The 21,999-nt window shown below is 66.1% G+C and carries 24 protein-coding genes, 2 tRNA genes and 1 other RNA gene; 19 read left to right on the top strand and 8 right to left on the bottom strand.

From position 1 onward, the window contains the following. The first annotated feature begins 160 nt into the window (after window positions 1–160). Complete coding sequence (gene lspA, locus ASD22_RS06240; RefSeq protein ID WP_056080307.1) at window positions 161–658, top strand: signal peptidase II; 498 nt, start codon at window positions 161–163, stop codon at window positions 656–658. Window positions 659–757: 99 nt separating this feature from the next. After that, a complete protein-coding gene (gene ispH / locus ASD22_RS06235; RefSeq protein WP_007081767.1) occupies window positions 758–1,720 on the top strand; it encodes a 4-hydroxy-3-methylbut-2-enyl diphosphate reductase in 963 nt (320 codons plus the stop codon). Window positions 1,721–1,797: 77 nt separating this feature from the next. On the opposite strand, the gene ASD22_RS06230 is transcribed toward ispH, so the two are convergent. Further along, window positions 1,798–1,874 (bottom strand) — tRNA-Pro (locus ASD22_RS06230). Between the two features lie 163 nt (window positions 1,875–2,037). On the opposite strand from ASD22_RS06230, the gene hisS reads away from it, so the two are divergent. Together hisS and ASD22_RS06220 are read left to right on the top strand one after the other, a co-directional pair. Next, a complete protein-coding gene (gene hisS, locus ASD22_RS06225; RefSeq protein WP_056080304.1) occupies window positions 2,038–3,411 on the top strand; it encodes a histidine--tRNA ligase in 1,374 nt (457 codons plus the stop codon). Window positions 3,412–3,515: 104 nt separating this feature from the next. Further along, on the top strand, window positions 3,516–3,914 hold the full coding sequence (locus ASD22_RS06220; protein WP_056080301.1) for a DUF6165 family protein: 399 nt from the start codon (window positions 3,516–3,518) through the stop codon (window positions 3,912–3,914). 81 nt (window positions 3,915–3,995) lie between these two features. On the opposite strand, the gene ASD22_RS06215 is transcribed toward ASD22_RS06220, so the two are convergent. Further along, window positions 3,996–5,051, bottom strand: coding sequence for a glycosyltransferase family 9 protein (locus tag ASD22_RS06215; RefSeq protein WP_056080298.1), 1,056 nt, complete (start codon window positions 5,049–5,051; stop codon window positions 3,996–3,998). 34 nt (window positions 5,052–5,085) lie between these two features. Here ASD22_RS06215 and ASD22_RS06210 point away from each other — a divergent pair, with 34 nt between their 5' ends. The 8 genes from ASD22_RS06210 to ASD22_RS06180 all read left to right on the top strand — a co-directional run bounded on the left by ASD22_RS06210 (window position 5,086) and on the right by ASD22_RS06180 (window position 10,348). Beyond that, the gene (locus tag ASD22_RS06210; protein WP_056080295.1) at window positions 5,086–5,817 is read left to right on the top strand and encodes a 3-deoxy-D-manno-octulosonic acid kinase; all 732 of its coding nucleotides are present in this window, start codon (window positions 5,086–5,088) and stop codon (window positions 5,815–5,817) included. Continuing rightward, window positions 5,814–6,572 carry an MBL fold metallo-hydrolase gene (locus ASD22_RS06205; protein WP_056080291.1) on the top strand — a complete coding sequence of 253 codons (759 nt, stop codon included), beginning with the start codon at window positions 5,814–5,816 and terminating at the stop codon, window positions 6,570–6,572. The genes ASD22_RS06210 and ASD22_RS06205 overlap by 4 nt, the downstream gene beginning before the upstream one ends. Window positions 6,573–6,667: 95 nt before the next feature. Further along, window positions 6,668–6,757: transfer RNA gene (locus tag ASD22_RS06200), tRNA-Ser, on the top strand. Between the two features lie 65 nt (window positions 6,758–6,822). Continuing rightward, window positions 6,823–6,919, top strand: an RNA gene (ffs, locus tag ASD22_RS16355) — signal recognition particle sRNA small type. A 336-nt stretch (window positions 6,920–7,255) separates the two neighbouring features. Beyond that, window positions 7,256–8,947, top strand: coding sequence for a DNA polymerase III subunit gamma/tau (gene dnaX, locus ASD22_RS06195; protein WP_056080288.1), 1,692 nt, complete (start codon window positions 7,256–7,258; stop codon window positions 8,945–8,947). Window positions 8,948–8,967: 20 nt separating this feature from the next. Next, entirely contained in the window at window positions 8,968–9,291 is a 324-nt protein-coding gene (locus ASD22_RS06190) for a YbaB/EbfC family nucleoid-associated protein (protein ID WP_056080285.1), read from the top strand. A gap of 96 nt (window positions 9,292–9,387) precedes the next feature. Continuing rightward, on the top strand, window positions 9,388–9,987 hold the full coding sequence (gene recR, locus ASD22_RS06185) for a recombination mediator RecR (RefSeq protein ID WP_056080282.1): 600 nt from the start codon (window positions 9,388–9,390) through the stop codon (window positions 9,985–9,987). A 16-nt stretch (window positions 9,988–10,003) separates the two neighbouring features. After that, window positions 10,004–10,348, top strand: coding sequence for a histidine triad nucleotide-binding protein (locus ASD22_RS06180; protein ID WP_056080280.1), 345 nt, complete (start codon window positions 10,004–10,006; stop codon window positions 10,346–10,348). A 64-nt stretch (window positions 10,349–10,412) separates the two neighbouring features. Here ASD22_RS06180 and ASD22_RS06175 read toward each other — a convergent pair whose 3' ends face one another. The 6 genes from ASD22_RS06175 to ASD22_RS06150 all read right to left on the bottom strand — a co-directional run bounded on the left by ASD22_RS06175 (window position 10,413) and on the right by ASD22_RS06150 (window position 16,063). Then, on the bottom strand, window positions 10,413–11,018 hold the full coding sequence (locus ASD22_RS06175) for a Slp family lipoprotein (protein WP_056081050.1): 606 nt from the start codon (window positions 11,016–11,018) through the stop codon (window positions 10,413–10,415). A gap of 47 nt (window positions 11,019–11,065) precedes the next feature. Next, entirely contained in the window at window positions 11,066–13,042 is a 1,977-nt protein-coding gene (locus ASD22_RS06170) for a DUF3488 and transglutaminase-like domain-containing protein (protein WP_056080277.1), read from the bottom strand. Continuing rightward, on the bottom strand, window positions 13,039–13,992 hold the full coding sequence (locus tag ASD22_RS06165; protein ID WP_056080274.1) for a DUF58 domain-containing protein: 954 nt from the start codon (window positions 13,990–13,992) through the stop codon (window positions 13,039–13,041). Before ASD22_RS06165 ends, ASD22_RS06170 begins: the two co-directional genes overlap by 4 nt. Next, complete coding sequence (locus tag ASD22_RS06160; protein ID WP_056080270.1) at window positions 13,992–14,933, bottom strand: AAA family ATPase; 942 nt, start codon at window positions 14,931–14,933, stop codon at window positions 13,992–13,994. Before ASD22_RS06160 ends, ASD22_RS06165 begins: the two co-directional genes overlap by 1 nt. Before the next feature lie 96 nt (window positions 14,934–15,029). Then, the gene (locus ASD22_RS06155) at window positions 15,030–15,620 is read right to left on the bottom strand and encodes a Maf family nucleotide pyrophosphatase (RefSeq protein WP_056080268.1); all 591 of its coding nucleotides are present in this window, start codon (window positions 15,618–15,620) and stop codon (window positions 15,030–15,032) included. Continuing rightward, window positions 15,617–16,063 (bottom strand): hypothetical protein, encoded by a 447-nt coding sequence (locus ASD22_RS06150; RefSeq protein ID WP_056081047.1) that lies wholly within the window; start codon window positions 16,061–16,063, stop codon window positions 15,617–15,619. The genes ASD22_RS06155 and ASD22_RS06150 overlap by 4 nt, the downstream gene beginning before the upstream one ends. A gap of 152 nt (window positions 16,064–16,215) precedes the next feature. Between ASD22_RS06150 and ASD22_RS06145 the strand changes: the two genes are divergently transcribed. From ASD22_RS06145 to fabF, 7 genes are all read left to right on the top strand, one after another. After that, the gene (locus ASD22_RS06145) at window positions 16,216–16,731 is read left to right on the top strand and encodes a YceD family protein (protein WP_235577550.1); all 516 of its coding nucleotides are present in this window, start codon (window positions 16,216–16,218) and stop codon (window positions 16,729–16,731) included. Between the two features lie 80 nt (window positions 16,732–16,811). Next, window positions 16,812–17,006, top strand: coding sequence for a 50S ribosomal protein L32 (gene rpmF / locus ASD22_RS06140; RefSeq protein WP_007081784.1), 195 nt, complete (start codon window positions 16,812–16,814; stop codon window positions 17,004–17,006). 158 nt (window positions 17,007–17,164) lie between these two features. Then, window positions 17,165–18,139 carry a beta-ketoacyl-ACP synthase III gene (locus ASD22_RS06135; RefSeq protein WP_056080265.1) on the top strand — a complete coding sequence of 325 codons (975 nt, stop codon included), beginning with the start codon at window positions 17,165–17,167 and terminating at the stop codon, window positions 18,137–18,139. Window positions 18,140–18,285: 146 nt separating this feature from the next. Next, window positions 18,286–19,233 carry an ACP S-malonyltransferase gene (fabD, locus tag ASD22_RS06130; protein ID WP_056081042.1) on the top strand — a complete coding sequence of 316 codons (948 nt, stop codon included), beginning with the start codon at window positions 18,286–18,288 and terminating at the stop codon, window positions 19,231–19,233. Window positions 19,234–19,298: 65 nt separating this feature from the next. Further along, window positions 19,299–20,042, top strand: a complete 744-nt coding sequence (fabG, locus tag ASD22_RS06125) for a 3-oxoacyl-ACP reductase FabG (RefSeq protein ID WP_056080262.1) — start codon at window positions 19,299–19,301, stop codon at window positions 20,040–20,042. A 196-nt stretch (window positions 20,043–20,238) separates the two neighbouring features. Beyond that, window positions 20,239–20,478: an acyl carrier protein gene (acpP, locus tag ASD22_RS06120; RefSeq protein WP_007081788.1), complete on the top strand. Its 240-nt coding sequence runs from the start codon at window positions 20,239–20,241 to the stop codon at window positions 20,476–20,478. A gap of 229 nt (window positions 20,479–20,707) precedes the next feature. Further along, a complete protein-coding gene (gene fabF, locus ASD22_RS06115; protein WP_056081039.1) occupies window positions 20,708–21,997 on the top strand; it encodes a beta-ketoacyl-ACP synthase II in 1,290 nt (429 codons plus the stop codon). Window positions 21,998–21,999 lie beyond the last annotated feature (2 nt).

Here is a 21,999-nt window from a genome sequence, read left to right as displayed (position 1 = left end):
CTTCCGCCCTTCGGGCACCTTCCCCCGCGAGCGGGGGAAGGAAGCTGGCTGTTTCGAGGAGTCCGATGACTTCCTTCCCCCGCCTGCGGGGAAAGGTGGCCGACAGGCCGGATGAGGGCCGCTCCGCGGCGCTCTCCACTAACCCACACACGAGCCACCCATGACAAAACCCAACGCACTCCCCTGGCTGTGGCTCTCCGCCATCGTCATCGCGCTCGACCAGCTCAGCAAATGGTGGGCGCTGCACGCGCTGCAGCCGATGGGTGTGCCGCATCCGGTGATTCCCGGGTTCCTCAACTGGACGCTGGCCTTCAACCGTGGCGCCGCTTTCAACTTTCTGGCCGATGGCAGCGGCTGGCAACGCTGGTTTTTCGTGGTGCTGGCGCTGGTCATTTGCGCGGTGCTGCTGGTGTGGCTGGCGCGCACACCGCGACGCGACTGGCGCACCGGCCTGCCGCTGGGCCTGATCGTGGGTGGCGCGCTGGGCAACCTGATCGACCGGCTGCACGCGGCGCAGGTGACCGACTTCATCCATGTCTATTTTCGCCAGTGGGACTACCCAGTGTTCAACGTGGCCGATTGCGGCATCACCGTGGGCGCGGTGCTGCTGATCGTGTTCGGCATGTTCGGCGGCAAGTCTGGGGACGGCGTGCGATAATCGGCGTTCTTGTAGGAGCGGCTTGAGCCGCGACCGCGTAGCCGGATGTCGCGACTGAAGTCGCTCCTACAGGTGCACCTCAACGCATCGAGACATTCATTGGACATCCTGCTCGCCAACCCCCGTGGCTTCTGTGCTGGCGTCGATCGCGCCATCGCCATCGTCGATCGTGCGCTGGAATCCTACGGGCCGCCGATCTACGTGCGGCACGAGGTGGTACACAACCGCTACGTGGTGGAGAAACTGCGCGCCGACGGCGCGGTGTTCGTCGAGGAGCTGCACGAGGTGCCCGACGGCGCCACGGTGATCTTCAGCGCGCACGGCGTATCGCAGGGCGTGCGCGAGGAGGCCGCGCAGCGTCACCTGAAAGTTTTCGATGCCACCTGTCCACTGGTCACCAAGGTGCATATGGAAGTGGCGCGGCTGGGCCGCATCGGCCGCAGCGTGGTGTTGATCGGCCACGCCGGTCACCCGGAAGTCGAAGGCACGATGGGGCAGTGGAACGCCGCCAATGCAGGCGAGATCTTGCTGGTGGAATCGCTGGAGTGCGTGGCGAAGCTTGCGCCGCGCGACCCGCACCAGCTTTCCTACGTCACCCAGACCACGCTGTCGGTGGACGACACCAAGGCGATCATCGACGCCCTGCGCCAGAAATTCCCCGACATCGAAGGGCCGCGCAAGGACGACATCTGCTACGCCACCCAGAACCGGCAGGACGCCGTACGCCGGCTGGCCGACTCGGTCGACCTGATGCTGGTGGTCGGCTCGGTCAACAGCTCCAACTCCAACCGCCTGCGCGAGCTGGCGCAGAAGCGTGGCGTGCGCTCCTTCCTGATCGACGGCGCCGAGCACATCGAGCGCAGCTGGCTGGACGGCGTGAACCGCATCGGCCTCACCGCCGGCGCATCCGCACCGGAAAAACTCGTGCTCGACGTGATCGAGCGCCTGCAGTCCTGGGGCGCCGGTGCCGTGCGCGAGCTGGACGGCGAGCCGGAAAACATCACCTTCGCCCTGCCCAAGGAATTGCGACTGGTGGACGGCACGGATTCCGCGACACCCTGAGCTCCACGCATCGCCGCATCAGGCGGCGAACTCGGGGCACAAAAAAGCCGGCGTAAAGCCGGCTTTTTCATCGAATTTGGTCGGGGAGACAGGATTCGAACCTGCGACTTCTACGTCCCGAACGTAGCGCTCTACCAGGCTGAGCTACACCCCGTGGGAAGCCGCGTATCTTAATCGCCGCGCGGGTGCTTGGCAACAGGTTTTGCGCAGCAACCGGATGGATGCGGCGGCGAGAGGACAGGGCGTTCTGCTAATCTAGGCGGCTCCGTCACGGACTCCACGGGACGGTATCTTCTCCCTTGCCAGCAGAGGCTTTCATGGCGCTTACCTTGGCCCGCACCATGCCCGGCGTGCTCGAGCTGCTGCCGCTCGACCAGATCGCGTTTCAACGCATGCTCGACGTGATCCGTCGCAATTACGAGCGCTTCGGCTTCCTGCCGGTGGAAACGCCGGCCATTGAACACTCCGATGTGCTGCTGACCAAGACCGGTGGCGAAACCGAGCGCCAGGTGTATTTCGTGCAGTCGACCGGCGCGCTGGACAAGGAGGGCGCGCCCGAGTTGGCGCTGCGTTTCGACCTGACCGTGCCGTTGGCCCGCTACGTTGCCGAGCACGAGCGCGAGCTGAGTTTCCCGTTCCGCCGTTATCAGATGCAGCGCGTCTATCGCGGCGAACGCGCACAGCGCGGACGCTTCCGCGAGTTCTACCAGTGCGACATCGACGTGATCGGCAAGGACGCGCTCTCGGTTCGCTACGACGCCGAAATCCCGGCGGTGATCTACAGCGTGTTCCGCGAATTGAACGTGGGCGCGTTCACCATCCAGTTGAACAACCGCAAGCTGATGCGCGGTTACTTCGAGAGCCTGGGCATCGTCGACGGCGAGCGGCAGATGCTGGTGTTGCGTGAAGTGGACAAGCTGGACAAGCGCGGCGCCGACGCCGTGCGCGACACCCTGGTGGGCGAGGTTTTCGGTCTCGACGCCGCCGTGGTGCAGAAGATCCTGGCTTTCGTGCAGGTGCGTTCGACCTCGCTGCAGGACGCCTTCGACAAGCTCGACGCGTTGGGTGCCGGCCCGGAAATCATGGAGCAGGGCCGCGCCGAGTTGAAGGAAGTGCTGGCGATGATCCGCGATTTCGGCGTGCCCGAATCGCATTTCGTGCTGAACCTGTCGATCGCGCGCGGCCTGGATTACTACACCGGCACGGTCTACGAGACCACGCTGAACGATCACCCGCAGATCGGCTCGGTGTGCTCCGGCGGTCGCTACGAGAACCTGGCGGGCCAGTACACCAAGTCGCACCTGCCCGGCGTGGGCATCTCGATCGGGCTGACCCGGCTGTACTGGCAGTTGCGCGACGCCGGCCTGATCAACACCGCGCAGAGCACGGTGGACGTGCTGGTGACGCAGATGGACCCGGCGCAACTGCCGGCGTACCTCGCGCTTGCCACCGAATTGCGCAGCGCCGGCATCGCCACCGAAGTGGTGCTGGAGGGCGGCAAGCTGGCCAAGCAATTCAAGTACGCCGACCGCGCCGGTATCCGTTTCGTGGTCGTGCTGGGCGAGGACGAGCTGGCCAAGGGCGTGGTGACCGTGAAGGACCTGCGCCGCCAGGATCAGTTCGAGGTGGCGCGCGGCGAATTGATCAAGACGTTGCGGGTGGAGCTGGAGCAGGCCGCTGCGATGGGCTGAAGGCGGGGCCGGATGTCGGCTGCCTCGCTTTCCACTCCGCGACAAGAACAACGGGTTTGGCACCAACAAGCCGAACCCTCAATTTCCCAAAGGAATCCCCAGCCATGAGCCTGATCCAGACGCCGGTGTCCTATGGCGAACTCATCGACAAGATCACCATCCTCGAAATCAAGTCGCGCCGCATCACCGACGAGGCCAAGCTGGCCAACGTGCGCAACGAGCTGGACATGCTCAACGCCACCTGGGCCAACAGCGCCGCGTCGCAAACCGACATCAGCGATGAGCGCGCGCGCCTGCTGGCGGTCAACGAGGCACTGTGGGACATCGAGGACAACATCCGCCTGATGGAGCGCGCGCAGACGTTCGATGCGGCCTTCATCGAGCTGGCGCGTTCGGTGTATTTCCGCAACGACGAACGCGCCGCGTTCAAGCGCGAGATCAACCAGAAGCTGGGCTCGGAACTGGTCGAGGAAAAGTCGTACCAGGATTACCGCCAGAAATGACGAGCTCCTGTGGGAGCGGCTTCAGCCGCGATACCTTAGCTACGAGACCTCAGAGCAAGAGCATCGCGACTGAAGTCGCTCCTACAGCAAACCCATCTCGTGGGCGGCGGCTTCGTAGCGTTCGATCGCGTCGTCGATGGTGATCAGATCCATCACGCCGGGCTTTTCGATCTTGCTTCCCCAGGCGATCTCGCTGGCTGGTTTGCCCAGGTATTGGCGGGCGGCCTCGTCGTATTTGTTCACGCACCAGCGGCGGTCGGAATACGGGCCGGAGCGGTCGGGATTGCTGGCGGCGTGCAATCCCAGCACCTTGGTGCCGACTGCGTTGGCCATGTGCATCGGGCCCGAGTCGGGCGTCAGCAGCAAGTGCGCGCGGCCGAGCAGGGCCATCAACCGCTTCAAGGTGTCCTTGCCGGTGAGGTCGAGTGGCGCGTGTTTGCAGGCTGCCAGCACCGCGTCGGCCATGTCGCGCTCGGTCGGCGAGGGCCCGCCGACCAGCGCCACGCGCCAGCCTCGCGCGTTGGCGTGATCCATCACGGCGGCGTAGCGCTCCGGTCGCCAGTTGCGTAGCGCATGGCTGGACGTAGGGCTCACCAGCAGGGTCGGTGTGTCGCCGGGCAATTGCGTGGCGGCCCACTCGTGCGCTTCCTCAGGCACGGGGATATCCCAGCGTACCTGCCGTTGTTGCAGCCCCAGCGGCTCGCAGAAACTACCGATCGCATCCAGCACGTGTTCGCCGCGTCGCGCCGGGATGCGTTCGTTGATCACCAGGCCATGCAGATCGCGCGCACGTGCACGGTCGTAGCCGATGCGGCGTTTGGCCTTGATGCCCAGGCTCAACAGGTTGGAACGCATCGCCACCTGCATCTGCAGCAGCGCGTCGAATCGCTGCCCGCGCAGCGCCTGATGCACCGCGCGCATGCCCGACCAGCCGGCGGCCTTGTCGAACGTGACAAACGCCACGCCGGGCAGGTCGCCCACCAGCTTGCGTTCGAGCTTGCCGACCACCCACTTCAGCGCCACCTCCGGCCACGCCTGTTGCAGCGTGCGCACCAGCGGCACCACGTGGGTGACATCGCCGATGGCGGAGGTGCGCAGCAGGCAGATCGAGGCGGGAGTCGTCGGGGTGGGGGTCATGGGCCTGGGTTAGAATCGTGAAGGATCACCGGGCATGATGATGCAGGAAGAGACGCTTAACGAGACGGGCGGCGCGATTGTCTTTGACGCCGCGCTGTCGGCACAAGTCACGCACGACTGGTTTGCGCCGGCGTACTGGCGTGAGCGCGATGCGTTGCGGGTGCAAGCCGGCGGACGCGGTGGCGTCGCGGTGATCGACACGCCGGCGGGTGAATGCGTGCTGCGCCATTACCGCCGTGGCGGACTGGTCGCCACACTGATGGGTGATCGCTACCTCTGGCGCGGCGCCGTGCACACGCGCCCTTTCGCCGAATTCCATCTGCTTGCCGAGATCGAACGGCTTGGGTTGCCCGGCCCCACACCGGTCGCCGCGCGCTACTGCCGCCAGGGGGCGTTCTACACCGCCGACCTGATCACCCGCCGTATCGCCGATGCGCACACGCTGGCCGAACGCCTGGCCGCGGGGCAACTGGATGGTGCGCTTGCCGAAGCCGTGGGTACGTTGGTGGCGCGCTTTCATCGCGAAGGCATCTGGCATGCGGATCTGAACGCGCACAATGTGATGGTGAGCGGGGACGCATTGTTCCTGATCGATTTCGATCGCGGCCGGAAGCGTGCGCGCCAGGCGGCATGGCAACAGGCCAACCTGCAACGTCTGCGCCGTTCGCTGCTGAAGCTGGGTGCGGCGGCGGGGGATGAAAGCGCTTTCGACCGCGAGCTGTGGCAGCCACTGCTGCGCGGCTACCGTCGTACGATGTCGGCATGAACTGGCATTTGCATTTTCTGGGAGTGGGCGCCGCCCATGCGGTGGAACTGGGTTCCTCCGCCGTGGTGCTGGAGCGCGACGGCGAGCCGCTGCTGTTGATCGATTGCGGGCCCGATACGCTGGACCGCTACCAGGCCGCCTATGGCAGCTTGCCGCGGGCGATCTTCATCACCCACACGCACATGGATCACGTGGGTGGCATGGAGCGGTTGTTCACCCGACTGTGGTTCGACGAGCGCCTGCGCGGTCGCACCCGGGTCTTCGCGCATGCCGCGCTGCTGCCGTGGCTGCAGACGCGGGTGGCCGATTATCCCGGCGCGCTGGCCGAAGGCGGGGTCAATTTCTGGGAGGCGTTCCACCTGGTGCCATGCACGCGCGGCTTCTGGCTGGACGGCCTGTGGTTCGACGTCTTCGCCACCCGCCACCACGTCCCCGGCACCTCGTATGGTTTGGCGCTGGACGGCAGCTTTGCCTACACCGGCGACACGCGGCCGATCCCGGAAGTGCTCCACGCACTGGCCGGCGAATCGATGCTGATCGCGCATGATTGCGGTTTGGTCGGCAACCCGTCGCACACCGGCGTCGACGACATCGAGCGCGAGTACTCCGAGACGCTGCGTCGGCAGATGATGCTCTACCACTACGGCAGCGCCGCCGACGGTGCCGCACTCGCGGCGCGCGGCTACCGCATCGCCATATCGGGCGAGCGCATTGCGCTGGCGTCGCCCGCCGTGCCGCGTGCCAGCGCCGGCTGAAACGCTCTCGATTCGCTTGCCTGTACCCCAAGCCAGCGGCTATCCTTCCGCTTCTTTGTCGGGCGGCGTTGCCTGCAAAGACGGTTTCACCCTGCGGAGAGGTGTCCGAGTGGTTGAAGGAGCACGCCTGGAAAGTGTGTATAGGGTAAAACCTATCGCGGGTTCGAATCCCGCTCTCTCCGCCAATTAAAAAAGCGCGACGGCTACGGCCGGCGTGCTGGGCTCCAGAAGCCCGCGTCCATGGTGGCCCCGTCGGTCCCCCCGCGACGATAGTTCGCAAACTCCGCCAGGTCCGGAAGGAAGCAACGGTAGCGAATGATTCGGGTGCCGGGGTGTGGCTGGCGGGGCCGCCACCATTTCATCTCCGCATTTTTTCCTTGGGCCGCAGCCTCATACCGGCCGCGACCCGGCAAGTGCGATTCCCGCACGGCACACTCGCTCCCTCTCCCGCTTGCGGGAGAGGGTTGGGGAGAGGGTTGGGGAGAGGGCCAGTTGGCCCCGCAACTCCCCAATCCCGTAACCGCACGCCAGCGGCAACCCCGCAAGTGCGATTCCCGCCCACCGCGCTAGCCCCCGCTCGCGGGAGAGCGGCGGGGAGAGGGCAATCGTACGAGCGCCCAGCCCTTTACTGACTTACCCCGCCCGACTTGGCACAATCGACCTTTGCCCCAACGTTGGTTGCCATGTCTTATCAGGTACTCGCACGCAAGTGGCGCCCCCGTAAATTTTCCGAGCTGGTGGGGCAGGAACACGTGGTGCGCGCACTCACCAATGCGCTCGATACCGGACGCATGCACCATGCCTACCTGTTCACCGGCACGCGGGGCGTGGGCAAGACCACGATCGCGCGCATCTTCGCCAAATCATTGAACTGCGAGCGCGGGCAATCAGCCGATCCGTGTGGCGAGTGCTCGGTGTGCACAGCGGTGGACGAAGGCCGCTTCGTGGATCTGCTGGAGATCGATGCGGCCAGCAACACCGGCGTGGACGATGTGCGCGAGTTGATCGAGAACGCGCAATACGCACCCTCGCGGGGCCGCTTCAAGGTGTACCTGGTCGACGAGGTGCACATGCTGTCGAAGAACGCGTTCAACGCGTTGCTGAAGACGCTGGAGGAGCCGCCGCCGCACGTGAAATTCCTGCTCGCCACCACCGACCCGCAGAAACTGCCGGTGACGGTGTTGTCGCGCTGCCTGAAGTTCAACCTGAAGCGCCTGCTGCCGGATCAGATCTCCGGCCAGATGCGGCATATCCTGGGCGCCGAGAACCTGACGTACGAGGAAGCCGCCATCGGTGAGCTGGCGCGTGCCGCCGATGGCTCGTTGCGCGACGGGCTGTCGCTGCTCGACCAGGCAATCGCCTATGGCGGCGGTGCGCTGCGTGGCGACGACGTGCGGACCATGCTGGGCAGCGTGGCGCGCGGCCAGGTATTGGGCGTGCTCGATGCGCTGGCTGCGGGTGACGGCGAGCGTCTCCTGGCCGAAGCCACGCAGATCGCTTCGTATTCGCCGGATTTCGGCAGCGTGCTGGACGACCTGGCCAGCGTGCTTCATCGGGTGCAGCTGATCCAGCTGATTCCCGGTTACCGGGCGGAAGAAGGTAGCGACGACGACCAGGCGTTACCGGCGCTCGCCGAGCGCATGGCGCCGGAAGATGTGCAGCTTTATTACCAGATCGCCACCTCGGGTCGCCGCGATCTGGCGCTGGCGCCGGATGCGCGCACCGGCTTCGAGATGGCGTTGTTGCGCATGCTGGCGTTCCGGCCGGGGGACGCGTCGCCCACGGGCACGGAGCGTTCGAACAGCCACACTCCGGCACCCGTGCCAGCGCCCAGGCCGGCACCGGCTCGGACGGAGCACCGCGCCACTCCCGTACCTCCCGCCACGGTTCCATCGCCGCCGCGCAATGCCGCGGTGTCGTCGCCGCCACCGCCGGTGGCACCCGCGCCGTCCGCACCGATGCCGCGCGATGCCAACGGCTTGCCGGTGTGGGAGGCCTTGATTGCCCAGGCGGGCTTGCGCGGCCCGCTGGGCTTGCTGGCGCAGAACGCCGTGCTGCGTGAACGCGAAGGGCAAACCCTGGTGCTGGCATTGCAGCCGGTGCACATGCATCTGGCGGTCGAGCCGATGGTCAGCCAGATGGAGGAGCGGATCGGCCAGGCGCTGGGCGAACACATCCGCCTGCGCTTCGTCGGCAGCAGCGCGGATGCGGCCGTGGAGACACCCGCGGCACGTGCCGCCCATGCGCGTGACATGGCGCAGTCGGCCGCCGAACAGGCGATCGAGGGTGATCCACTGGTGCAATCATTGAAACGCGATTTCGGCGCCAAGGTGGTGCCGCAATCGATCAAGCCCATAGTTGACAGTCGATCCTGACTGAAGAGCGGAGTAATGCCATGAGAGGACAGATCGGCCAGCTGATGCAGCAGGCCCAGCGCATGCAGGAAGACATGAAGCGCGCGCAGGAAGAATTGGCCAAACTGGAAGTCACCGGCAGTGCCGGCGGCGGCCTGGTCAGCGTGGTGATGACCGGTGCGCACGAAGTACGTCGCGTGCAGATCGACCGGCAAACCTTCGCTGATGACCCGGAAATGGCCGAAGACCTCGTCGCCGCCGCGGTCAACGACGCGGTGAACAAGGTGGCGCAGGCCAGCAAGGATCGGCTCGGCGGCGTCACGGCGGGCATGAGCTTGCCGCCTGGTTTCAAGATGCCGTTTTGATGCAGGGAATGGGGAATAGGGAATCGGGAATGGGTAAAAGCGGATGCTCTTGACGTTCCGAATCCCCAATCCCATATCCCCAATCCCGGACACTCAATGAGCAGCTCCCCCCTCCTCGCCGACCTCATCGAAGCACTGCGCTGCCTGCCTGGCGTGGGTGGCAAGAGTGCGCAGCGGATGGCCTTCCATTTGCTGGAGCGCGATCGCGAGCGCGGGCTGAAACTGGCGGCGGCGCTGGAGCAGGCGATGCAGCGCATCGGGCATTGCAATCGCTGCCGCAATTTCAGCGAAGACCCGCTGTGCGCGCTATGCGCCAACAGCAGTCGTGACCGCCAGGTGCTGTGCGTGGTGGAGTCGCCGGTGGACGTGGCGGCGATCGAGCAGGCGACCGGGTATCGCGGCCAATACTTCGTGCTGATGGGGCGGTTGTCGCCGCTGGACGGGCTCGGCCCGGAGGAGCTGGGCCTGGGGCTGCTCACCCAGCGCCTGGGCGAGGGCGAGATCGAGGAGATGATCATCGCCACCAACCCCACCGTCGAGGGCGAGGCCACGGCGCATTACCTGGCGCAACTGGCCCGCGCCGGCGGTATCCGGCCGACCCGGTTGGCGCATGGCGTGCCGCTGGGCGGTGAACTTGAATTCGTCGACCGCGGCACCCTCGCGCACGCGTTTGGTCGTCGACAGATCGTTGAGTGACTAAAGGGAAAGCACCATGAGCGACACGATTTTCAGCAAGATCATCCGCCGCGAAATCCCCGCGGATATCGTCTACGAAGATGACGATGTGCTGGGTTTCAGGGACGTCAATCCGCAGGCGCCGATCCACGTGCTGTTCATCCCGAAGCGGCCGATGGCCACCTTGAACGACGCCGAGCCGGGCGATGCGACGTTGCTGGGCAAGCTGTTGCTTGCCTGCGCGGATTACGCGCGCCAGGAAGGGGTTGCCGAGCAGGGTTATCGAACGGTGATCAATTGCAACGACGATGGCGGGCAGACGGTATTCCATCTGCATGTCCATTTGCTGGCTGGCCGTCGCCTGGCGTGGCCCCCGGGCTGAGCCGGCTAGACGGCATGGCAATACGAAAACGCCGGCACGAAGCCGGCGTTTTCTTTGGGGCCTGTTATTTCCCGCGAGGCGGATGCTGGTGCGGAGGCCGCACGATGATCACCCGTGGCTGGTTCCAGTAAGGGTTGCCCCAACCGTAGCCGCCGAAGCCGGGGCCGTAATAGCGGCCAAAGCCCGGGCCCCAGAACGGGTCGTAGAACCCTGGTCCGTAACGCTGCGGCGCGACCCGCTTCGGCCACAGGTAAACCACGTCGGCCTCCACCCGGGGGTAGGCGTAATCGAATTCGCCAACCTTCTGCGACACGATGCCGTGCAGCGTGCCGGTTACTGTCAGCTCGCGACCGCGGGTGAATACCTCGGGGTCATAGAAGCCGTTGCGGCAGGCGACGAAACGACCCTGGTTTTCACCTTCGACACCAGCCTTCGGGCGTGCCTGATCGTCGAGTGGGCGGGACAGCAGGTAGAAGCAGGTCTGCTGCGGGCCCGGCTCGGTCTTGATGATTTCGCCACCCCAGCGCACATGCGTGCCGCCGGCACCGCCCTGTTGGGCAGCCGCGGTGCTGACGCTGGAATAGGTGCCCTGCAGCGGTTGCGGAATGGTGGCGCAGCCGCCCAGCAGGGCGATAGCCGCGACGAGGGCAAGCGGGCGATAGGGGGACATGACGGTTTCTCCGGCAGGGGCGATGGCGTGCGCGATCACTTCGATGCTCATTTGACCACGTCGAGGGGGCGGAATTCCCGTACGGCAACAGAAAACGCCCGCACGGATTCAGTCGGTGGATGGTCCTGGGCATAACGCAATGACAGATACAGATTCATCAGTGCTTCCAGTTCATGGCGCTGCGCGGGCAAGGCTCTCGCGGCGCGGCTCAAATAATGCTGCGGCCCTTCGCTGGAACGCCGCGTGATCCCGCGACGCGCCAGCTTGTTTTCAAGCCGGTGCATGGCGGCGCGCAGCTGATCGCGCGCTTCACGCCGCCATAGCGCCCAGCCCAACCCGAGGGCTACAAACAGCACGCTGCTGATCGCCAGCAGCAGACCGAGCATCCCGGTATCCGTGTCGCGTATGCCGAAAGGCGTCAGCAAGCCCCGCTGGCGCAAGGCATCGAAACCCACAACGGCCTGATCCCACCATCGGTTGACAATGTCCCAGCGGTTGCGCACGTCCTGCAACCAGTCGTTGCGGTACCAGTCACGTTGATCGCCGGCCGCCGCGGCCGCGCCCAGGGTCACGCGCTCTGGCCGCACGGCCGCGGTGGGATCGACGCGAATCCAGCCACGCCCGGCCAGCCACACCTCGCTCCATGCATGCGCATCCGAATTGCGCACCAGCAGGTAGTCGGCCAGCTTGTTCCAGTAGCCGCCCTGGTAACCGGTGACCACCCGCGCGGGAATGCCGGCGGCGCGCATCAGCACGGTGAAAGAGGACGCGTAGTGCTCGCAGAAACCCTCCTGCGTGGAAAACAGGAAGTCGTCGATGGAGTCGCGGCCCAGCGGGGCGGGCGCCAGGGTGTAGCGAAAACCGCCATCGTGGAACAGTGCCAGCGCCGCCTGCACGATCGCCGCATCGTCGTTGCCGAAGCGCTGGCGCCATTGCGTTGCCAGGGCATGGGTGCGCGGATTGAATCCCGCCGGAAGCTGCAGGCCGCGTTGTCGCGATGCGGGGTCGAGCACGGCTTGCAGCCGGTATCGCGACGCCGACGTGCCGGCGTAGCTGATCGCCTCGGTCACGGCCTTGTCCGCAAGCACTTCGCGCTCGGGTTGCATCTGCGACTGCGCCGGCGCCTGCAGCGGTACGTCCAGGGTTGGCAGTACTCGTTGGCGGGTGGGCTGCAGTGTGATCCGGTAGCTGACTGTCGTGCCGGCCTCGATCGAGGCGACGGCTTCACGCGGATCGGGTGGCCGGCGGTGCCAGCCGCGACCGTCGTAGTAGCCCATCACGTAGGCGCGAAAATAGCGCAGATCGGCGGCCGGCGGCGGTCCGTCAAAACTCACCCGCATAGCGGGCCGGTCGTCGGTAAGCAGCTCGGTGAAGTTTCCCGGCGTCATGCTGTCGCTGAGGCCGGTGGTCGCCTGGCGCGGCGAAGGCGCACCCCACAACGGCGTGCTCAACCGCGGCACCAGCAGAAACGCCAGCAGCGCCAGTGGCAGCGCGGCGAACAACAACCCCAGGTTGGACATCACGGTGCCGCGCACACTGGCGGGCAGGCGCGCCGGTTGCAGCGCGCGCAAGGTGGCCAATGCCGGCAACAGGCCCAGCGCCACCACGAGGGTGGCGATCAGGCCCTGGTCGAACAGCAGGGCAACCATCAGCGCAAAGCAGGCGAAGCTGATGCCCACGCGCGCATCACGTTCGGTTTCGCTCTCCAGCAGTTTCAGCACCAGCAGGCCTACCGCCAGTGCAGTGCCCGGTTCGCGGCCGAAGATGCTGCCGTACCAGGCAATCACCACCAGGGTCAGCAACACCAGCATCGGCAACTTCAGCCAGGCCGGCACCCGGCCGGTTTGCCGCCGCCGCTGCCACCATCGCCAGCCGAGTATCAATGCCAGCGCTGCACTCAGCCACCACGGCAGATGCGACGCATGCAGCGCCAGGACCAGGGCGAGCGTGCCGCTCAGCAGGTCGAAGGCGCGGTTGTCGATGGGTGCATCGATGGTGGCTTTCGGGCCTGGCGCGCGTTTCATGGTAGTTGCGCCAGGGCGTTCATGCAGTGGGCGTAATGCTCCGGTCCGCTGCCGTTGGCGATGATGTTGCCGGGCAGCCACAGGCTGAAATGGCGCTGTTGCGCCTGTGCCTCGTTGACCCAGCGGGCCAGCCGGGAAATGCGTGATTCAGCGTCGAGCCCGTCGAGCCGGCGCCAGTCCAGTTGCCATTGCGGGCGGTTTTGCGCCCGCTCGAAATCCTTCACCAGCAGGTTGTCGTGGCGCGCGCTGGCTTTCCAGGCGACGTGGCGCTGTGGGTCGCCCACGCGGTACTCGCGCAGTGCCGCCAGCTCGTCACCCTGCAGCAGGCGCATGTGCCGCGCATCCTCGGCCGGTGCGACCGGCGGTGGGCCGGCTTCTTCCGGGCGCGGCCACACCAGCACGGCTTGCTCCGGATGCAGCCAGCTCCACGCGCGAAACAGCCCCAGCGGCCAACTGCTCCAGACCCGCAGGCGTGCCAGCGGCTGCCAGCCGCGCCGCGTTGTCGGCATCATCAATTTCAGGTGCACGACCGCACCGGCCTCGATCGCGAAGGCAGTGGCATCCCGGCCGAGTTCCACCCGGATCGCCTGGCGCACGCGTGATGAATCGAAAGCGAGCGTGAGCTCGATCGGTTGCCCCGCCACGGCATGGCCGGCACGGATATGGCCCAGCCGCAGTCCATCGAGATCGCGGAACGCCACCAGCATGCTGGCGGCGCTGGCCGCGCCCAGCAGGCAGGTCAGCAACAGGGCGGCGTTGTTGGCGTAGTTGAGCGCGCCCACCAGCATCACCAGCAGCAACACCGAAAAGCCCAGGCCGAAACCGGTCGGTACGATGTAGATGCGCCGCCGGTGCAATTCGATCGGCAGCTTTTCGGCCCGTCGGTAGCGGGTGAGGGACGGCAGCCGGCGCTCGGCCAGTTGTTGTGCGCGCTGCAGCAGCGGAGCCATCAATCCACCGCCACCTCGGCCAGCAGCTGGCGCGCCAGCGTTTCGCCGTTGGCGCCGCGTACGGGCAGCAGCCGATGTGCCGCCAGGGGCACGAACAAGGCCTGCACGTCCTCGGGCAGCACGTGGGTTCGACCACTCAGCAAGGCCCACGCCCGTGCCGCCGCAAGCAACGCCAACCCCGCGCGTGGCGACAACCCCGCGCGAATGTCCGGATGACGGCGGCTGGCCGTGAGCAGGGCCTGCAGATAATCGAGCAGGGCCGCGCTGGCGGTGATCGATTGCGCCTGCTGATGCAATGTGGCCAGGGCCGCGCCGTCGAGTTGCGGTGTCAGTTGCGCCAACAGGTCGCGTCGATCGCTGCCGGTCAGCAGCGCGCGTTCGGCCGCCGCGTCCGGATAATCCAGCGACAGCCGCAGCATGAAGCGGTCCAGTTGCGAATCGGGCAGCGGGAAGGTGCCGTTGAGATCGAGCGGGTTCTGCGTGGCCACCACGAAGAATGGCTGGGCCAGCGCGTGCGTCTGGCCGTCGACGGTGACTTGGTCCTCGGCCATCGCTTCGAGCAGCGCGCTTTGCGTCTTGGGGCTGGCGCGGTTGATCTCGTCGGCCAGCAGCAGGCCGGTGAAGATCGGACCCGGATGAAAGCGGAACTGGCCGGTTTCGCGCTCGTACACGCTGACGCCGATGATGTCCGAGGGCAGCAGGTCGCTGGTGAACTGCACCCGCTGGAACTCCAGCGCGAAGGTCGCCGCCAGCGCGTGCGCCAGCGTGGTCTTGCCTACGCCAGGCACGTCTTCCAGCAGCAGGTGGCCGCCCGCGATCAGGCAGGCAAACGCCAGCTTCACCTGCCGCGCTTTTCCCAGCAGGACCTGGTTGACCTGGGCGATGGCGGCGTCCAGCCGCTGCTGCAGGGAGGAATCACGAAGCGGCGTGGTGGCTGGCATGGGCTGTCGATGCGGGAAGGGTAGTGTGACCTTACCCATGCCGAGTCGGAACCGTCCAGCGACCGTGCCGCAATTTGCCGCGTGCCCGGCAGGCGCCTAGGGCAGGGCGATTCCGCAATCGCGCAACAGCCGGGCCACGGCGATCAGCGGCAGGCCGATCAACGCGCTGGGATCACTGTTGTCGATGCCCTCGAACAGGCTGATGCCCAGGCCCTCGCACTTGAAACTGCCCGCGCAATCGAGTGGTTGCTCGCGTTCGATGTAGCGGGCGATTTCCTCGTCCCGCAACGGACGGAAGCGCACCCGGGTGAGATCGACGTGCACGTGCCGGTGGCCATCACGGGTATCCAGCACGCAGACGGCAGTATGGAAATCCACCTGACGGCCCGAGCTGGCCAGCAGTTGCTCGCGTGCACGCGACGCTGTGCCGGGCTTGTCCAGCAGTGTTCCGTCCAGCTCGGCTACCTGGTCCGATCCGATGACCACCGCGTCGCGTCGCGTGCCGGCCGCCGCCTCGGCCTTGGCGATGGCCAGCCGCAGCGCCCGTGCGTGTGGGCTTTCACCGGCCACGGGTGCTTCATCGGTGCCGGGGGCGCGGGGCTCGAAATCCACGCCCAGCCGGCGCAGCAGTTCGGCGCGGTAACGCGAGGTGGAGGCGAGTACCAATCGGACCGCCGTGTCGGTCATGCGTCGGGATCGCGGCGGATGTGGTCGCGCATGGCGCTGTCCAGGTCGGTCTGGGCCTGGTTCAACGCCTGCAGCAGCGGACGCAGGCGCTCGCGCGCACTCAGCAGCGAGTTGCGTGCCTCGTCGACTTCATGCGCCTTGGCGTGGGGCAGGCGGTCGCGGATCCACAGCCGCTGCTGCAGCAGGGCGCGCAGGCCGGCGTCGATCGCGTGCTGTGCGTCTTCCTCGCCCGCGGCCGGCAGGTCGGGGTTGATCGACATCACGGCGTAGGCCTGCTGAAGGCCGCTGCGGCAGGTCTTGAGGTCGCTCTCCAGCCGGTCGGCCAGGTCGAGCAGGCTGGTGAGGCTTTCAGCGCGGCCCGGGCGGCGCAGCAACAGCCAGCCTGTCGCGGCAACAAGTAGCGCCAGCAACGCGGCGGCGCCGAGCGTCAGGTAGACATTCAAGGTGCGCATCCAGGCGACACGGGGTCGAAAGGCCTCAGTCTGCCGTATCGTGGGCGGATCAGGCAAAATGGGCGAATGGCCGGCCCCGGCCAGCCGGCCGTTGTAGCGTGCCGGTTGACTTCGATCGGGTTCAAACCTACCATTCCGCGACTATGTCCGTGACACTGCCAGAGTCCCTGGACGCTTGGCGCGTGGTTTCGGCGCGGCGTTCGTTCGAAGGAACACTCCCCATCGCGACCCTGTCGCGCCTCAGCGAGGCGCTGGCCGGCACCGACGGGTTGGTGCAATTCGAGCTGGATTTCGGACGCGACAGCCTCGGAACGGATTACGTCGCTGTACGGGCGCAGGCCCGGCTTACCCTGACCTGCCAGCGCACGCTTGAGCCATTCGTGCTGCCGGTGGTCGTGGACACGCGGCTGGGCCTGATCAGGCACGAGCGCGACGAGGCCGGGTTGCCACCGGACTACGAGGCGCTGCTGGTGCCCGAGGATGGGCGGCTGAATCCGGCGGACGTGATTGAGGACGAATTGTTGTTGGCGCTGCCGCTGGTACCGGTCAACCCGGACAGCAGCCTGCCCGACGAAGTGACAGGCCATGACGCCGAAGAGGATTCCGGCGAAGGGCATGCCGGGAATCCGTTCGCGGTGCTGCGCGAGCTGAAGAAATAACCATCGGGCCGGGTCAGTGATCCGGTCCATACCGATTCAGAACATACCTAGCAAATCATTGCTTTAGCTGGAGAACTACCATGGCAGTTGCCAAGAGCCGCCGTACCCCGTCCACCCGCGGCATGCGTCGTTCGCACGACTCGTTGAAGACCGTGCAGCTGTCCACCGATCCGACCAGCGGCGAGGTGCATCTGCGCCACCACGTCACCAAGGACGGCTACTATCGCGGCAAGAAAGTCATCGAAACCAAGGGTGCGGTGTCGGTCGAAGATTGACCGCGTGTTCCGGGGCCCGAGGTTCCGGTAGTCACGACCCCAGGCAAACGGCGCGGTGACGCGCCGTTTTGCGTTCCCGGCGGCTGAAACGTAACGTGGCGATGTCGTGTCGCCGCCCAGCCGACCGAATCCTTTGCAGTCATGGGATGGATAGCCGAATGCCGCAGATATATTCCCGCATCATCGCCACCGGCAGCGCCTTGCCGGAGCGAGTGGTCACCAATGTCGACCTGGAAAAGATCGTCGACACCAGTGACGAGTGGATCCACAGCCGCACCGGCATCCGCCAGCGGCACATCGCCGCCGATGGCGAGACCACCGGCGACCTCGCCTTCCGGGCCGCGCAGAACGCGCTGGAGGCGGCGGGCGTCAAGGCGTCCGAGCTGGACCTGATCGTGCTGGGCACCACCACGCCGGACATCATTTTCCCGTCCACCGCCTGCCTGGTGCAGCACCGGCTGGGCGCCAACGGTTGCGCCGCGTTCGACGTCAACGCGGCCTGTTCGGGCTTCGTCTATGCGCTGGGCGTGGCCGACAAGTTCATCCGCAGCGGCCAATCGAAAAAGGTGTTGGTGATCGGTGCCGAAACGCTGACGCGCATGGTCGACTGGAGCGACCGCCAGACCTGCGTGCTGTTCGGCGATGGCGCCGGCGCCGTGGTGCTGGAGGCTTCCAGCGAGCCGGGGATTTACGCCACCTGCCTGCACGCCGACGGCGGCTTCAAGGAGCTGCTGTACAACCCGGTGGGCGTGTCGGCCGGTTTCAAGGACGAACCCAACCACGGCGTGCGCATCAGCATGGCCGGCCGTGAAGTGTTCAAGGTGGCGGTGAAGACGCTCGACGCGCTGGTCGGCGAAACGCTCGAGGCCGCCGGCATGGTGGAATCGCAGATCGACTGGCTGATCCCGCACCAGGCCAACCTGCGCATCATCGAGGCCACCGCCAAGCGGCTGAGCATGTCGATGGACCGGGTCGTCGTGACGGTCGACAAGCACGCCAACACCTCGTCCGGTTCGGTGCCGCTGGCGCTCGATTACGCCGTGCGTTCGGGCAAGGTGCAGCGTGGCCAGAACCTGTTGCTGGAAGCTTTCGGCGGCGGCTTTACCTGGGCGTCGGCGCTGTTGCGTTACTGATTCCGGCACGCTTGCTGACTGCGTTCGTTTGAATCGATGCCGCCGCTGAGGCGGCATCGTCATATCGGGCGGGATGATCCGATACCGCTGCGCACGGATAGCCCGGCATGGCACCATGCCGTTTTTCCATCGATGGTTCGCGCATCATGAGTTCGATTTCCCCTTCGCTCGCTTTCGTATTTCCCGGTCAGGGCTCGCAGTCCGTAGGCATGCTGGCTGACCTCGCCGAGGCGCATCCGCAAGTGCGCGCGACGTTCGACGAAGCCTCGCAGGGCGCGGCCATCGATCTGTGGAAACTGAGCGCGCAGGGCCCCGAAGATCAGCTCAACAGCACCGAGAACACCCAGCCGGCGTTGCTGGCTGCCAGCGTGGCGGTGTGGCGGGTATGGCAGGCGCTGGGCGGCGCGCAGCCGGCGCAGCTCGCCGGCCACAGCCTCGGTGAATACAGCGCGCTGGTGTGCGCCGGCGCGTTGTCGCTGCATGACGCGGCGGCTCTGGTGGCCGAACGCGGCCGGCTGATGCAGGCGGCCGTCCCGGCTGGCGTCGGCGCGATGGCGGCGATCCTGGGTGGCGACGATGCGCAGATCGCCGCGGTGTGCGATGAGGTGGCGCAAGGGCAGGTGGTGGCGCCGGCCAACTTCAATTCGCCCGGCCAGCTGGTGATCGCCGGTCATGCGGAGGCGGTCGATCGCGCGCTGGCGAAGCTGGCCGAACTGGGTGTGAAAAAAACCATCAAGCTGGCGGTGTCGGTGCCGTCGCATTGCGCGCTGATGCGCGACGCCGCCGATCGCCTGGGTGAGCGCATGGCCTCGATCGCATGGCAGTTGCCGTCGATCCCGGTGATCCAGAACGCCGAGGCGCGCAGCTACGACACCGTCGAGGACATCTGCGGCGCGCTGCAGCGCCAGCTGTATCTGCCCGTGCGCTGGACCGAATGCGTGCAGGCACTGGCTGCCGGCGGTGCCACGCGCATCGCCGAGTGCGGCCCCGGCAAGGTGCTGGCCGGCCTGATCCGGCGCATCGACAAGACGCTGGAGGCACGCGCCATCGGCACCCCCGCCGAGTTGGACGCCGCACGCGCCGAATGGGTTTGAACGCGCTCTCGACGCGTCATTCGCCGCACACGATTTCTGTTATCGAACGTTGAGGATTCCACACGATGAGCAAGTCCCTGCAAGGCGAGATCGCCCTGGTTACCGGCGCCAGCCGCGGCATCGGCGCGGCGATTGCCGATGAACTGGCGGCGATGGGCGCCACCGTCATCGGCACCGCCACCAGCGACGCGGGCGCCGCGGCGATCGGTGAGCGCCTGGCGGCGCACGGCGGCCACGGTCGCAAGCTGGATGTCACTGACGGTGCTGCCGTCGAAGGCCTGATCGATGCCATCGGCAAGGAATTCGGCGCGGTGTCGATCCTGGTCAACAACGCCGGCATCACCCGCGACCAGCTGCTGATGCGCATGAAGGACGACGACTGGCAGGCCATCATCGACACCAACCTCACCTCGGTCTACCGCACCTCCAAGGCGGTGATGCGCGGCATGATGAAGGCGCGCAAGGGCCGCATCATCTCGATCGCCTCGGTCATCGGCCTTACCGGCAATCCGGGCCAGTCGAACTACGCGGCGGCCAAGGCCGGGATCATCGCGTTCTCCAAATCGCTGGCGCGCGAGATCGGCACCCGCGGCATCACGGTCAACGTGGTTGCACCCGGTTTCATCGACACCGACATGACCCGCGCCTTGCCGGAAGCACAGAAGGACGCCCTGCTGGGGCAGATCGCGCTGGGCCGTCTCGGCGAGGCCGATGACATCGCCAAGGCAGTGGGTTTCCTGGCCTCTCCGGCGGCCGCCTACATCACCGGCGAGACGCTGCACGTCAACGGCGGCATGTACATGGCGTGAGGATTCTCACACCGGTTGTCGCCAGCAGACGGTTTTTAGGCGACAATTACCCCTTCGCGCCGGCCATCGTGGCCTGTGCTGTGGTTTCACCAGCCGGCGATGGCGGCATCACTGCTTAGCCATTACAATGCGCCGGCCTTTTGCTGGCACGGTGCCGGCACAGACAAACAACTACTCCTTGAGAGGTATGGGCAACATGAGCACCATCGAAGAGCGCGTCAAGAAAATCGTCATCGAGCAGCTGGGCGTGAAAGAGGATGAAGTCACGACGAATGCTTCGTTCGTGGACGATCTGGGCGCAGATTCGCTGGACACGGTGGAGCTGGTGATGGCCCTCGAAGAAGAGTTCGAAACCGAGATTCCCGACGAGGAAGCCGAGAAGATCACCACCGTGCAGCAGGCCGTCGATTACATCAAGGCCCACTCCAAGGATTGAATGATCCGGGTTTGATCCCATCGGTCGGCGGCGTTCGATACCCGAGCCTGCCGCTCCCGTGGTGATAGCGAATGCTGCGCCTTCTGGCGCAGTTTTCGTTTCTGCGTTTTGTAACGTCCGATCCCGTATGGTGCGCCAGGCGCGCCTGCGGTGACGGGCGCCATATCCGCGGTGTGCACGGGCCTGTTCCGATTATGGGCAGCGCCACGCAACCTTGAAGGAAAACAGCATGAGCAAGCGACGAGTGGTAGTGACCGGCATGGGCATCATTTCGCCGGTCGGCAACGACATCGCCACCGCTTGGCAGAACATCGTCGAAGGCCGCAGCGGTATCGGTCCCGTGACCAGCTTCGACGCCAGCGCCTACGCTACCCGCATTGCGGGCGAGGTCCGTGATTTCGATCCGGTCGACGCCTATTTTGCCGGCACCGATACGCCGGACGACGAGCGCCGTGCGATCGCCAAGGACTTCAAGCGGATGGATCCGTTCATCCACTACGGCATCGTGGCGGGCACGCATGCATTCCGGCAGTCCGGACTGGTGGTCGACGAGCAGAACGCCGCCCGCGTCGGCATCGCCGCGGGCGCCGGCATCGGCGGCCTGCACACCATCGAGTCGACCGCGCTGGAGCTGGCCGAAAGGGGCCCGCGCAAGGTGTCGCCGTTCTACGTGCCCAGCTCGATCATCAACATGGTGGCCGGCAACCTGTCGATCTACCACGGCATCAAGGGGCCGAATATCGCCCTGGTTTCGGCGTGCACCACGGCCACGCACAACATCGGCATGGCGATGCGGCTGATCCAGTACGGCGATGCCGACGCCATGCTGGCCGGCGGTTCCGAGTTCGCCACCACGCCCACGGCGATGGCGGGCTTCTGCTCGGCCAAGGCCATGTCCACCCGCAACGACGATCCCACCCACGCCAGCCGTCCGTGGGACGTCGGTCGCGACGGCTTCCTGCTGTCCAACGGCGCAGGCATGTTGATGCTCGAGGAATACGAATTCGCCAAGGCGCGTGGCGCCAACATCCTTGCCGAGCTGACCGGCTTCGGCATGAGCGGCGACGCGTACCACATCACCTCGCCGAGTGGCGATGGCGCCGAGCTGGCCATGCTCAATGCACTGCATGACGCGCATCTGCAGCCGTCCGACGTGCAGTACGTCAACGCGCATGGCACGTCCACACCGGTGGGCGACCTGGGCGAGGCCAAGGCCATCCGCAGCGTCTTCGGCGAGCACGCCACGCAGAAGGGCAAGTTCGCGGTCAGCTCCACCAAATCGGTCACCGGCCACCTGCTTGGCGCTGCCGGCGGTGTGGAGGCGATCTTCTCGATCATGGCGCTGCGCGAAGGCGTGCTGCCGCCGACGATGAACCTGGTGGACGTCGATCCGGAGGTCGCCGCGCTCGGCATGGATCTGGTGCCGAACCAGGCGGAGAAGGCCAGCATCGACATCGCCATGTCCAACTCGTTCGGCTTTGGCGGCACCAACGGCTCGCTGGTCTTCCGCCGCGCCTGAGC

Origin of the sequence: Rhodanobacter sp. Root480, assembly GCF_001426645.1 — a bacterium.
GTDB classification, from domain to species: domain Bacteria; phylum Pseudomonadota; class Gammaproteobacteria; order Xanthomonadales; family Rhodanobacteraceae; genus Rhodanobacter; species Rhodanobacter ginsenosidimutans.
Note: the sequence above shows the minus strand (reverse complement) of the source record. Positions and strands in the feature narration are given on the sequence as shown.

Bases quoted from the DNA above. Each gene is read 5' to 3' on its own strand.
- lspA (WP_056080307.1), top strand. From the start codon at position 161: ATGACAAAACCCAACGCACTCCCCTGGCTGTGGCTCTCCGCCATCGTC.
- hisS (WP_056080304.1), top strand. From the start codon at position 2,038: ATGGCGCTTACCTTGGCCCGCACCATGCCCGGCGTGCTCGAGCTGCTG.
- ASD22_RS06220 (WP_056080301.1), top strand. From the start codon at position 3,516: ATGAGCCTGATCCAGACGCCGGTGTCCTATGGCGAACTCATCGACAAG.
- ASD22_RS06215 (WP_056080298.1), bottom strand. From the start codon at position 5,051: ATGACCCCCACCCCGACGACTCCCGCCTCGATCTGCCTGCTGCGCACC.
- ASD22_RS06210 (WP_056080295.1), top strand. From the start codon at position 5,086: ATGATGATGCAGGAAGAGACGCTTAACGAGACGGGCGGCGCGATTGTC.
- ASD22_RS06205 (WP_056080291.1), top strand. From the start codon at position 5,814: ATGAACTGGCATTTGCATTTTCTGGGAGTGGGCGCCGCCCATGCGGTG.
- dnaX (WP_056080288.1), top strand. From the start codon at position 7,256: ATGTCTTATCAGGTACTCGCACGCAAGTGGCGCCCCCGTAAATTTTCC.
- ASD22_RS06190 (WP_056080285.1), top strand. From the start codon at position 8,968: ATGAGAGGACAGATCGGCCAGCTGATGCAGCAGGCCCAGCGCATGCAG.
- recR (WP_056080282.1), top strand. From the start codon at position 9,388: ATGAGCAGCTCCCCCCTCCTCGCCGACCTCATCGAAGCACTGCGCTGC.
- ASD22_RS06180 (WP_056080280.1), top strand. From the start codon at position 10,004: ATGAGCGACACGATTTTCAGCAAGATCATCCGCCGCGAAATCCCCGCG.
- ASD22_RS06175 (WP_056081050.1), bottom strand. From the start codon at position 11,018: ATGTCCCCCTATCGCCCGCTTGCCCTCGTCGCGGCTATCGCCCTGCTG.
- ASD22_RS06170 (WP_056080277.1), bottom strand. From the start codon at position 13,042: ATGAAACGCGCGCCAGGCCCGAAAGCCACCATCGATGCACCCATCGAC.
- ASD22_RS06165 (WP_056080274.1), bottom strand. From the start codon at position 13,992: ATGGCTCCGCTGCTGCAGCGCGCACAACAACTGGCCGAGCGCCGGCTG.
- ASD22_RS06160 (WP_056080270.1), bottom strand. From the start codon at position 14,933: ATGCCAGCCACCACGCCGCTTCGTGATTCCTCCCTGCAGCAGCGGCTG.
- ASD22_RS06155 (WP_056080268.1), bottom strand. From the start codon at position 15,620: ATGACCGACACGGCGGTCCGATTGGTACTCGCCTCCACCTCGCGTTAC.
- ASD22_RS06145 (WP_235577550.1), top strand. From the start codon at position 16,216: ATGTCCGTGACACTGCCAGAGTCCCTGGACGCTTGGCGCGTGGTTTCG.
- rpmF (WP_007081784.1), top strand. From the start codon at position 16,812: ATGGCAGTTGCCAAGAGCCGCCGTACCCCGTCCACCCGCGGCATGCGT.
- ASD22_RS06135 (WP_056080265.1), top strand. From the start codon at position 17,165: ATGCCGCAGATATATTCCCGCATCATCGCCACCGGCAGCGCCTTGCCG.
- fabD (WP_056081042.1), top strand. From the start codon at position 18,286: ATGAGTTCGATTTCCCCTTCGCTCGCTTTCGTATTTCCCGGTCAGGGC.
- fabG (WP_056080262.1), top strand. From the start codon at position 19,299: ATGAGCAAGTCCCTGCAAGGCGAGATCGCCCTGGTTACCGGCGCCAGC.
- acpP (WP_007081788.1), top strand. From the start codon at position 20,239: ATGAGCACCATCGAAGAGCGCGTCAAGAAAATCGTCATCGAGCAGCTG.
- fabF (WP_056081039.1), top strand. From the start codon at position 20,708: ATGAGCAAGCGACGAGTGGTAGTGACCGGCATGGGCATCATTTCGCCG.